Origin of the sequence: Mesorhizobium sp. WSM4983 (assembly GCF_029625765.1) — a bacterium.
In the GTDB taxonomy this organism is placed as follows: Bacteria; Pseudomonadota; Alphaproteobacteria; order Rhizobiales; family Rhizobiaceae; genus Mesorhizobium.
In genome coordinates this window covers 229,531-240,373 of sequence record NZ_JARTVM010000010.1, presented here as the reverse complement: position 1 = coordinate 240,373, position 10,843 = coordinate 229,531, and the positions used below count along the sequence as shown (strand labels likewise).

Genomic DNA, 10,843 nt, shown 5'->3' with positions numbered 1-10,843 from the left:
GCCGCACGCCGAGAATGGCCCGCCTCGACAAACCGCACAACACGTTCACGCAAATCGAGCGAATAGGGCTTGGGCATGGCAAATCACCTCCACAAGGAAGTGAACCACAAACCTTACATCAGCGGAATCCTTCGCGATTCAATCTGATGGTCCGACGCTCTAAAGCCAGTTTTAGAACGGGATAAGACCGGAGAACGGAACGGAGGTCCATCGGTCGCCGTCGAAGATATGTGCCGCCTCGTCGTCAAAGGTTACGCAGAAGTCGTCGTTCGAGGAAAGATAGTACCCTGGCCTCTCGTAAAGCGTAGCGAAGGAGCCGTCTCCAGCGATCTCGTCGATCGTTTCAGCTTCTAACGTGGTTAGCAATCGACCTTTGAAAGCGTGAACATCCTGCAGGCTGGGACGATCTTCGGAAATATCGGTCCAAGAACCTGAGCTGTATAGAAAGGCGACGCCTTCATCCCCAACTGCCACGCCTTTTTCCGGTGTGGTGAAGGCGATTCCGTGCAAATCGACGTTTGTTGGAAGATGCTCAACGGAGGCGGTGCCCGCCACATAGGTAATTATCCGGCCGGATGAGGCGGCGAAGACATATTCGTCTCTCTTCCTTCGTGCCACTGAGTAGATATCCTGCTTGCCGCGGAAAGAGATTCGTTGCCATGAGCCGCGCCGGTTCTCGAAGATGAGACCATCCTCACCCATTATGAACTGAGGTTCATCCGCGAAACCGGTGAGTTTGATCGTCCCCAGAAGATCAACAGTGGCGATCGGTTCGACCCTGTCTCCGATCAATAGGATTTGACCATCCCAGACAGCTCCAAAAAGCTTGCCAGAGCGGTTGGCCCAGATCGACGCTACCCAATCTCGAATCTCGGCGACGAGCCGGACCTGGGGATTTCTTCGCCCGCTAAAATGATAGATGCGAGAAAGATGATCGCCAGGGCCGAGTTCCTCGTAAAACAGGCAGAAAAAGGCGTCGTTTACGGCGATGTGTGCGTCGGTGCATTCCATCGATCATACCTTTGGTACGTCACATTTGACTTCGTTGAGCCGGTCTTGGCTCCGTTTTCTGGTGGCCCATTTGAAATAGGTGTCACATATGGCCTTCAGGCATTCCTGGGCGTCAGGGCTAGCGGCCAGCTTAGGAAGGCTTTCTGCTGTATGCTGAAGTTCGGCGTCCCGAGCCTCTTCATATGTTTGCGAACAGGCACCTGACTTACCGGCACCTTCCGCTCGGCGCTGCGCTGCCGCCCGCTTGATCTGCTTGCGGGACTTTTTGCCATGCTGCGTGGTTTTTTTCTTCCCGTCGTTGAGGCAAATGCAAGGCGCGTCGCCCTCGGTATAACGTGGGAAGGCACCTATTGGTCCGCCACCACGCTCGGGTTCAAAAAAGGCATTCTGAATGACGTGGTCGGACTGCTGTTTTCCTTTCTTGCAGTGATTGTCAGCCTCGTCATAAGGGTGCACATGGATGTCAATCGAGGCAAGCAACGCTAAGCAGTTCTGTCCGCCTACGGACAAGGACGCTATATGAACCCAAGGCGGGGTGTTGCCTATTGGAGATGCATGATTGTTAGTAGCAAGATCCGTATTCCGGATAACCGGCTCGCCATCGAACTTTACGTTGTTTGACCAGGAGTTGAAGTACTCCTTGCCGGTGTTCTTCGAAGTGATAACGCCCTTCTTGGCGGCACAGCCCGCCTCTGTCCCGGACGTTTTGGACAAGTCGGATTTGTTCTTGATATTGACGGTCTTCCCGCCGATCTTGACAGTGCTCGTCCCCTGCTCGGTATCGCTGGCCATCCCGAAGCTGGGATACGGGATGGGCACTCCAGGGGGGGTTGCTGGGTTTTCGGGTGGCGTGAAGCAAACGTCAGGGAATGCAGCAATTGTCTGGGCGTTCACCGCCTTGCCGGAAATTTCCAGACCATTCGCGAATACATTGCTCACTAGTCGAATCTCGTTGCAAAGAGTGCGGCGCCACATGCGCCGGCATCGTTCGATGCTTCGATTAGCACTGGACTGCCGGCGGCATATCCCTTGCGGGCAGCCATCCAAGCCATGCCAATCATGAGCGGACCTGCTGCCGCGCCCACATTGCCAAGCGATTCGCCTGGGGACCAGATGTCCTGAAAATCGTGACGGCCGCGCAATAGACGCAAGCTTGCCAGTGCGCTCTGCTTAAACCAGTATTGCTCACCGATTAGATCGGCAATGCGATAGCCGAGTCGGCTCATCTCGATGCCCGTTTCCTTGAAGGCTATGTCGTATGCCGCAGTCATACCATCGCCGCGCAAGGGCAAGTCGTCGGAGTTGTAGATCGACGCGACCTCGCGGGCCAGGCCGAGGCCGAAGAGGCGAAAGCCACCACGCCCCGATCGCAGGCACAGAACTGCCGCAGCTGCTTCACCGGGGATAAAACCGTTGGGATTTTCGGGCGCCAGAAGTCGATTGTTCTTCTGGTAGTGTTCTATGGCCGGAGCCGTCAGATAGCTGTCGACGCCGGCAATCATCACGTAAGGCGCCTCACCCGATGCAATCATCCTGCGCGCTTGTTCCAGCGCCACATGGCCCGATGCACGATCGTGATTGATAATGCGCGAGCGTGCGTGGGGCTCGACATCGATAATTTCAGCGATATGGCGAAGCAGGCGACCTCCGTCGGCTATCGGCCGGCCCGGCCGGCTCTCTTCTGCCAAGCATAGAATGAGCGCGGTCTGACCTCGTGCTTCAGGAACGCTTTCGAAGGCCTCGCAGATCGCGGCGGCGGCGAGGTGGGCCATCCGCTTTTCGCCGATCCATTCGCGTGGCAAAGGCACCGGCGCGCCGGTCAGCCATTGACCGCTTGGTCCCAGAAAGCGAGTTTCCTGAAAACCGTCGAGGCGGGCGCGCATCGCTGCGCAGGCCGAGGGCGCATCAAGACCGACTGCCGTCACCATGCCAATCGCGGCTATATCGACGGCGATACTCATGCGTCTTCAGCTTCGTCATCAGGAACAGTGAGGCTGGCTCGAACATAAGCGCGCCCACTGGCGCGTGCTCGCAGCATTGACTCGGTCGGCGGCCCGACCCAGCATTCTGAGAAATCGAGGATAGTCCGCTGGATGCGTTGCGAGACGCGCCAAACCAGCGAAAAGCGGCGCTTCTCAGGCTCGAGGAGAATGGTGTCGGGGAAAACATCGGCCTCGTATGCTTTCTGCCTGCCCTTGAACAGTGTCATCGGCAGCGCAGTCGAGGGCAGCCGGAAGCTTACGCGCCCTTCCGGCGTCAGGTTCACCAACACCACCTCTTCGCCACCACGCGGATGATCGATTTGCTGGTCAGGCGGCGCCATCTGGAAGTAGCGCTCGTCGAAATCCTGCGGCAGGAATGGGAACACATTGTCGATCCAGTTCTGGTCATAAGTGCCGCCATATTCGATGCGGCCGGGCCAGCCTCGCCCCATCGGCCCGAAGCTTATCGGCTGGTAGTCGCCGAAGGGGGAGCGGATTTCTTCATTGACCGCCTGCGTGTTGGGCAGCCGCAGGCCTGGAATGAAACGCTGGTTCTTGGCGCGAGACCAGCCGGTGCCGACCGGGTTGTATTTGTAGCTGGCGGGAAGCTGATCCTCGGGGTCCAACCGGTCGACGCCGCCCCAAGCGAAATCGTAGGAGATCGGTAGTTTCAGGAAGGGCTGCGGTGCAGTTGCGGTGAAGACCGGACCTATGGCCCGCCACTCCCGGTGGCCGACCACTTCGAAGAGCTTCGACCAGTTGCCGACCTTGATGCCGACTGGTACCCGTTCCGCCGGGCGTTCACCCGGTGCATAGGCGCAGCCATTGGCAATCACGTCGCAGCGCGGCTTACGGAAGGCGAAGTCGGTCTCCCACAGCGTCGCTGAGTAACCCGGCGCGCCGGTATGCGTGTCAGCCATGACCAGCGGAACTTGCTCCGCCGATTTCTGCACGAGGCCGCCGGGCTTCTCCGGAAAATCGAACGTGCCCTTCACCACGACCACGATCCACTCATGGCCGGCCTTGTCCATGCCCATGGTGAACTGATGCGGAAAACCCATCTGGTTCCAGATCTGCATCAGCTGGTCTCCCAGCTAGCGGCGAAGATCCGCTCCACCGTCTTTTGCGGCGCCTGCGGGTCGACGTCGAAGATATCCGTGCGCGCGGTCCACATGACGAGGTCGTCGATGACATCGCCATCCTCATCGACTGCCGGCGCGGGTAGTGCGCCCAGCGCGGCATCCAGTTCGTCGGGGGTCAGCTCGCCCCGTTGCGCGGCGAAGGCCGCTTCCTCGATGCGGTCGAACCAGGCATCCGAATAGGCCAGCCTGAGCGGCGCCTCGGCAAGCCGTGCGACGACGCTGAGCGGGAACTGTCGGCCGACCTTGTCGGCGCTCTGCACGATGACGCCGGCCGAGGCGCCGAACGAGGCGGGGCCGGCGAGGAAGCGCAAGGCAGTGTCCGTCTGCCAGGCATCGTGGCCAAACAGCGGGACGATCTGCTGCGCCAGCCAGCGATCCCAGACGCGCACAAAATCGCCCGGCAGCCGCCGCGTCACGAAATCGCCAGTGGCGGGTATTTTGCCGTAGAAGCCGGTGCTCATATCTGCGGCGGACATGTGAACTTCTTGAACATCTCGAGTGTGTAGGGGTTCTCGACGCTGGCCGCCTTGAGCTCGAAATCGGCATACATGCCTTTCGTGCCGAGGCGCAGGCTATAGACGTCGGAAAGGTTGGTTCCGGCGAACTTGCCGCTGCGCAGCATCCTCAGCCACGCCCAGCTGCCGGTCTCGTTGAGCATCACCTCGGGTGAGCCGTCGACCGGCTGGAAGGCGAGCGAGATCACGCCGGTGCCGTCCTTGCCGGGCCATGTCATCGGCTGCGGCCGGGTCGCGTTGTTGTAGTAGACGAGGTTCTGGCCATCGAGGTTGAGCGTCACCCGCGCCACGTTGGGCGACAGGTCCTTTGGCTCCAGCGTGAAGTTCATCACCGGGCCGGTGCCGCCGGGAAACAGGTCGTCGCGGATGTGCCGTGCCTGCTCGAACGCCGCCAGCGCGGCCGCGTCGAGGCCGAAATCGGCGCGCCATTTCCACGGCTGGCTGGCGGTGTCGACATAGTTGATCAGATGGTCGTTGATGAAGGCGTCGATCAGGCCGGCGGGGCCGAAGAGGCGCTGGAAGTCGCGCACATTGACGTCGACCGCGCTCTCCGGGCTGAACGGATAGCGGTTGTTGAGCGCAGCCTGGCAGAAGGGCAGGATGTCGGCGCGCCAGATGGCATTGAGCTCGTTGGTGACCGCCTTCTGCGACAGGCCGCTGGTGTCGCCGGCAATCCCGCCCAGCCAGTCGTTGATCGGCGAAGGCAGGATCTGCGCCTGTCTTGCGACCGCCCCCGTCAGCTCGGCCAGGCCGCCCTGCTTCTTGATGGCGTCCTGCGGGTCGGGGTTGGCCGAGACGGTCTGCAGCACATTGGACAGCGCCGTCAGCGCCACCACGGCTGCGTCGAGCGCCGGCGGCTGGCCGTCTACCTCGGCGATCGTGCCTTTGAGGGGCTTGAAGTGTTCGGCCACCAGGCTGCCGGTCATGTCGACCTGCTCGGCCGAGCCCGCGCGCGGCAGTAATTTCGCTCCCGTCTTCACGACCTTGCCGAGTTTGCCGAGCTTGGAGAGCAGCTTCGAGCCGCTCTTGGCGGCGGCGCCGTTCTTGTTGTCAGCCGGCGCTTCGTCGGAACGGGTGAGATCGAGTTCCTGCACGACGGCGGTGAGGAGGCGTTTCAGCGCGGAATCGGCGCTCGAAAGGTCCTTGAGATTTTCGCTGGCGACGTTGAGATCGGTCAGCGGCGCCAGCCGCATGTCGCGCAGGAAGCTGTCCCACTGCGAAATGTAGTCGTCGTAGTAGAGCTTCAGAATGTCTTCGGACAGCGCCGACACCGAGGTCTCGGCATTCTCCGAGCAGCCGCCGGCGAACACCGCGCGATCGAGCGCCGCCTGCGCCGCCACATCCTCGACGCGATCGAGAACGGCGTCGTGGAAGCCGGCATATGTGTAGGCGCCGGGAACGCCGACGCGCAGCGTCTTGGCGGAGCGGCGCGCGAACACTTTGGCGCCGTTCGGGCCGGCGAAATTGGCCGGCACCCATTCCTTTACCGCTGCCACTTCCGGATCCGCGAGCAACTGCTTGTAGGCGCGCTCCGGCAGCGAGATGGTGCACACCGTCTTCAGCGCCTCGGCCACCAGCTCCTTGTCCGGGGCGATGTAGCTGTCGTCAACCGCCATGCGGCGGATCGCGGCAAGCTGGTGCTGTTCGGCGTCGGCGGTCGGGAAGGGCGGCGCGGGCGCGAATTCCGGCAGACTGTTCACCCACCAGTTCTGCACGAAGTCGGTGTCCATCTGCGACAGGCCGGTCATCATGCGATAGGTCTTCAGCGCGCCGAGCATGAAATCCGGATCGCGGATCTGCCGCCACATCGTGGCCTCGAGCAGCGCCACCATATGCGGCTCGAGCACGTTGCGCAGCGCGTGGTCGTAAGTGTCGGTCTGGGCGCGCACGAGCTCGGCCGAAGCGGTCGGGCCGAGCAAATTGTGGACAGCATCCGGCGGTGCGGTGCGAGCCGTCGCCACCGCGTCCATCGCGGCCAGCGCCCCATCCATCGTCGGCTGCTCCACCGAAGCCGGCGTGGCGGAAACGTCGGTGAGCGGCGCCTGCAGCGCCTCAAACTGGCCGGCCTGCTCGGTGATCGCATTGCGGTTGTCGAGATAGGACCAGGTGAACAGCCCGCCCGCCAGCAGGGCGGCAAGCGCGCAAGCCGCGGCCGCGCCGCGCCAGATCCAGGCGCGCCGGCGCTGCGCCAGCGGATCGAACGTGCCGAGACCCGCTTCCTTGAAGATGACCTCGGTCAGGAGATTGCGCAGGAAGAAGCTGCGCTTCTCGACGCGCGGCGCCAGCATCGCGCGGCGCGGCGGCAGTCCGAAGGAGGAGGACAGCGCCGCCGTCAGCCGGTCGATCGGCGCGCCTTCCTGTGTCGCCGAGGTCAGATAGAGGCCGCGCAGCCAGGCGGCTTCCTCGTAGCGGCTTTCGCCGAACATCGCCTCGATCAGCACCTGGATCGGCTCGGAGAGGCTGGCGAGCTGGGCCGGGAAACGGAAGATTTCCGCGCGCGATCCGAGCTTGTCCTCGTCCTCCAGACGCGGCACCAGCCGCCGCTCCAGCTCCGTGGCAAGCGCGGCGAGCTCTCTTTCGATGGTCTTGGCGTCGATGCGGGCATCGAGCGGAAAGGTCGTCCCCCATACCTGCTCGCGGGCGGCGGTCGAGAGACCGCCGAAGAAGGCCTCGAAGCCCTTGATCAGGTCGGCCTTGGTCAGCATCAGATAGACGGGAAGGCGAATTTCGAGGCGGTCGTTCAGCTCCGCCAGCCGGCGGCGGATCTTGCGGCCATGCGCCTTGATCGCTTCGTCGCCTTCCGAAAGCGCATCGATCGACAGCGCGACGATGACGCCGTTGAGTGCGCGCCGGCCACGATGCTTCTTGAGAAGATCGAGGAAACCCAGCCATTCCGTCGCGTCGACATCCGGCTGGCTTTCCTGCTGGACGTAACGGCCGGCGGTGTCGATCAGCACCGCATTCTCCGAGAAGAACCAGTCGCAATTGCGCGTGCCGCCGACGCCCTGCAGATCGTCGGTGAGATCGATCGGGAAGTTGAGGCCTGACTGTCGCAGCGCAGTGGTCTTGCCCGTGGCCGGCGGTCCGACGATGACATACCAAGGCATCTCGCGCAGGAATTTGCGGCCGCCGAGCTTGCGTCGCTTGAGCTCCGCCATCACCTCGCCGAATTTGGCGCCGACCGCGGCAACGCTTTCCTCGCCAGGAGTGAGCTGCTTTTCCGCCACGGGCGCGGCGATCTCGGCGACGAACATGCGGTTGGCGCGGATCGCGCGGCGCTGCCCGATGATCAGCCAGATCAGCCACAGGATGATAAGCCCGGCGATGATGGCGATGCGCACATTGTCGGAATCGAACGGCGCATACGGGCCGACCTGGACGATCGGGCCGAACACCCAGATCAGCAGCGAAAGCAGCGCGATGCCAATCAGCGTCCAAAGGAAGCGCGAGGTGAGAACCGCCCAGAGGAAGCGCAAGATGAACATCAGAGCCTCTTCTCGACCAGGACCTCGACGCGGCGGTTGAGCGCGCGGCCCTCGCGCGTCGAGTTGTCGGCCACCGGATCGGTCTCGGCGCGGCCTTCCGAATGAATGCGCTCCTGCGGGACGCCGGCCTGCACCAGAAGATTGGCTATGGTCTCGGCGCGCGCTTCCGACAGCCGCTGGTTCGACGAAAGCGGGTTGGATTTCTGCAGCCGCACATTGTCGGTGTGGCCGACCACCGTGACGTTCCCGATCAGTTCCTGATTGGCGAGGATCACCTTGGCGATCGATTCGATTAGAGGCTCATAGCCCTGCGTGAGTGTTGGCCGCGCCGACTGGAACAGTTCGGGATTGGAAGACTGGATGACGAGCTTGGCCAGCGACACGCTCTCGGTCCCGCTCAGCGCCCGCTTGAGACCATCCGGTGCCTCGGCCTTGAATTCAGGCAGCAGCGCAAAATCGACCGGTTCCGGCTGCGGCGCCTCGGGTTCGGGCGCGTCGACCTTGGGCGCGGCGCGGGTGACGTCGCCCCGCGAGGGCGGCGGCAAAGCGCGGACCAGGGCGGAGAGCTCGACCGCCTGGCTGCTCAGCCCCATCGACAGGCCGACATAAGCAGCGCCGGCGATGACCACGGCCGCCAGCGCCATCACCCAGATCGGTACGATGAAGCGCTGCGGCTCGTCCGAGGCGATCACGCCCTTCCAGTTCGGCGACAGCGGCGCATCTTCGGCATCGGCATTGCGCAGGAAGCGCGCCGCCGCCACGCGAACGGCATTGAGCGAGCGGTCGCCGGCGCGGCCAGGCACGCGATATTTGCCGCGGAAGCCGAGAGCCAGGCAATAATATTGCAACTCCAGCATTTCGCGGTCGCGGTTCGGATGCCGCTCCAGTTCGTCGAGCCGCGAGAAGAACTGCGTGCCGGCATCGACGTCGCCGCGCAGCATCACCACCAGCGGCTGGCGTGGCCAGGCGCTGGCGCCGCCCCAGGGCGTGTTGAGCGCGAGATCGTCGAGCAAGGCCGCCACCGCCCAGGCGGCCTGATCGGCCCGCTCCAGCGACGAGCCCGCGGCCATCGCGGCATCGCGTGCGCGCACGAGCTCCTCGAGCAGGCGCGTGCGCAGCACTTCCGGGTTCTCCGGCGCCAGCGCGCTTTCCAACTCCGGCGCGAATTCGAGCAGCGGCGCGAAGCTATTGATCAGCACATTGGGATGGGCGCGCGCGCGCTTCACCGGCGCGCCAGGCACCAGCGGCGCCATCGGCCGGGGCGAAGCGCCCGTCAGCCTGATGCGCGTGCGTTCGCGATCCTCCGACAGTCCGAAAGGATCATCCCGGCTCATGGCCTCACCTGTTCACCGAATAGCAGTCGACCTGCGGCTCGCTTGGCAGCACGCCGGAAACGCCGATGACGAAACCGGGGGCGTCGAGCAGCGAGGCCCAATGCTCGCTCTTCTGGTCCAGCTCCAGGCACAGCCGGTCGCCGTCATAGGGAATCTCGCGCGGCTGCGAATGCAGCGGCTTCAGCGGAATGCCGGGCAGGCGCGACTTCCACAGCCCCTCGAACTGGTCGGCGGACCCGACGGTGGCCTGGTTGACGAAGATCTTGCGCAGCGCGTCTTCCGACAGTTCGGAGCCGACGCGGATGACGATGCGGCTGGCCACCAGAAGCTTCGGGTTGTCGATGCGCACCTTCCAGACATTGGTGGCATGCCGCATGACCGGCAGCGCGCGCGATTTCGGCTCGATATACCGCAGGCTGAGGATCAGCGAGCGCAAGGCGTCCGCCAAGGCCATATAGGCAGGGCCGGGCGCCATGTGGTCATAGGCCGGCAGTTCGCCGAGCCGGCGCGAGCTGGAGCCATAAGTCGCCATTTCGCCGGCGAGGCCGGCGAGCTCGAGGTAGAGCTCGGCCGGATGGAAGACATCTTGCGCCAGCATGTGGGCGAGCCGCGGCTTGGCCGCGTTGGCAAGATGAAGCATCAGCAGGTCCTCGACGCTGCGGCCGGGGCCTCCCATCACCATCTTGCCATGCGCTTCGGCGATCTGGTCGAGACCGGTGACGACCTCCTGCAGCAGTTGCCGATACCAGGCGACCGCGCCCGTGATCAGCGTCGGCGGCAGGAAGCTCTCGTCGAGCGAGACGCCGCCGTCGGCCCGCACGCCCTTGATGTCGGCGACCGGCAGCGCGGTATAGCCGCCGACGGATTTGCCGGGCGCAAGCAGCACCGCTTGCGGGCGGGCGATCTCGATCTCTTCCGGGTCGGCGCCGCCCTGCACGGAATCGCGCACCGACACGATCCTGCCGTGATAGCGCGCTCCGGTCGACGCGGCATGCGCCGGGTCGAAACCGACGCCGCCGGGCGGCTCGAGCGGCAGCGCGACCAGCACCGGCCCGGCGCCGGTATCCGCCGTGACCGGCAGCGGTTTCGGCGCGTCCATCATTTCCGGGATGGAGAAGGGCGTGCCGTCGGGGAAAATACCCCGGGCGGACACGATAGAAACCTGGCCTGCATCGAGCAGCGATTGATCGAGCGTTAGCTGCTGGAAGCCGAACGTATGGAGCTGGCCGGCCCGCAGCGCGCCCCGCACCATCGCCTCGAAGAACCGGTCCTGCTGCTGGAAATGCTGGGTTCTCAGGAAGAGCCCCTCGGACCATAGCACCCTGTTTGCGTCGCTCATGCCGCTGCTCTCTGCACTGCCAACTTCTGTCTCGC

Annotated in this window: 8 protein-coding genes; all 8 read right to left on the bottom strand. The window is 63.7% G+C overall.

The genetic code is table 11. The annotated features are described in order from the left end of the window. Nucleotides 1-171 precede the first annotated feature (171 nt). The 8 genes from P9254_RS23875 to tssK are packed head-to-tail and all read right to left on the bottom strand — an operon-like array spanning nucleotide 172 to nucleotide 10,808. Nucleotides 172-1,011, bottom strand: coding sequence for a hypothetical protein (locus tag P9254_RS23875; protein ID WP_095823908.1), 840 nt, complete (start codon nucleotides 1,009-1,011; stop codon nucleotides 172-174). A gap of 3 nt (nucleotides 1,012-1,014) precedes the next feature. Beyond that, complete coding sequence (locus P9254_RS23870) at nucleotides 1,015-1,950, bottom strand: DUF4150 domain-containing protein (protein WP_245322307.1); 936 nt, start codon at nucleotides 1,948-1,950, stop codon at nucleotides 1,015-1,017. Next, nucleotides 1,950-2,972 (bottom strand): beta-ketoacyl synthase N-terminal-like domain-containing protein, encoded by a 1,023-nt coding sequence (locus P9254_RS23865; protein ID WP_278057222.1) that lies wholly within the window; start codon nucleotides 2,970-2,972, stop codon nucleotides 1,950-1,952. Before P9254_RS23865 ends, P9254_RS23870 begins: the two co-directional genes overlap by 1 nt. After that, nucleotides 2,969-4,072 carry a DUF2169 family type VI secretion system accessory protein gene (locus P9254_RS23860; protein ID WP_278057221.1) on the bottom strand — a complete coding sequence of 368 codons (1,104 nt, stop codon included), beginning with the start codon at nucleotides 4,070-4,072 and terminating at the stop codon, nucleotides 2,969-2,971. Before P9254_RS23860 ends, P9254_RS23865 begins: the two co-directional genes overlap by 4 nt. Next, nucleotides 4,072-4,611, bottom strand: a complete 540-nt coding sequence (gene tagF / locus P9254_RS23855; RefSeq protein ID WP_095827000.1) for a type VI secretion system-associated protein TagF — start codon at nucleotides 4,609-4,611, stop codon at nucleotides 4,072-4,074. Before tagF ends, P9254_RS23860 begins: the two co-directional genes overlap by 1 nt. Continuing rightward, nucleotides 4,593-8,135: a type VI secretion system membrane subunit TssM gene (gene tssM / locus P9254_RS23850; RefSeq protein WP_278057220.1), complete on the bottom strand. Its 3,543-nt coding sequence runs from the start codon at nucleotides 8,133-8,135 to the stop codon at nucleotides 4,593-4,595. Before tssM ends, tagF begins: the two co-directional genes overlap by 19 nt. Further along, entirely contained in the window at nucleotides 8,135-9,469 is a 1,335-nt protein-coding gene (gene tssL / locus P9254_RS23845; RefSeq protein ID WP_278057219.1) for a type VI secretion system protein TssL, long form, read from the bottom strand. Before tssL ends, tssM begins: the two co-directional genes overlap by 1 nt. Before the next feature lie 4 nt (nucleotides 9,470-9,473). Beyond that, a complete protein-coding gene (gene tssK, locus P9254_RS23840) occupies nucleotides 9,474-10,808 on the bottom strand; it encodes a type VI secretion system baseplate subunit TssK (RefSeq protein WP_278057218.1) in 1,335 nt (444 codons plus the stop codon). Nucleotides 10,809-10,843: the final 35 nt, after the last annotated feature.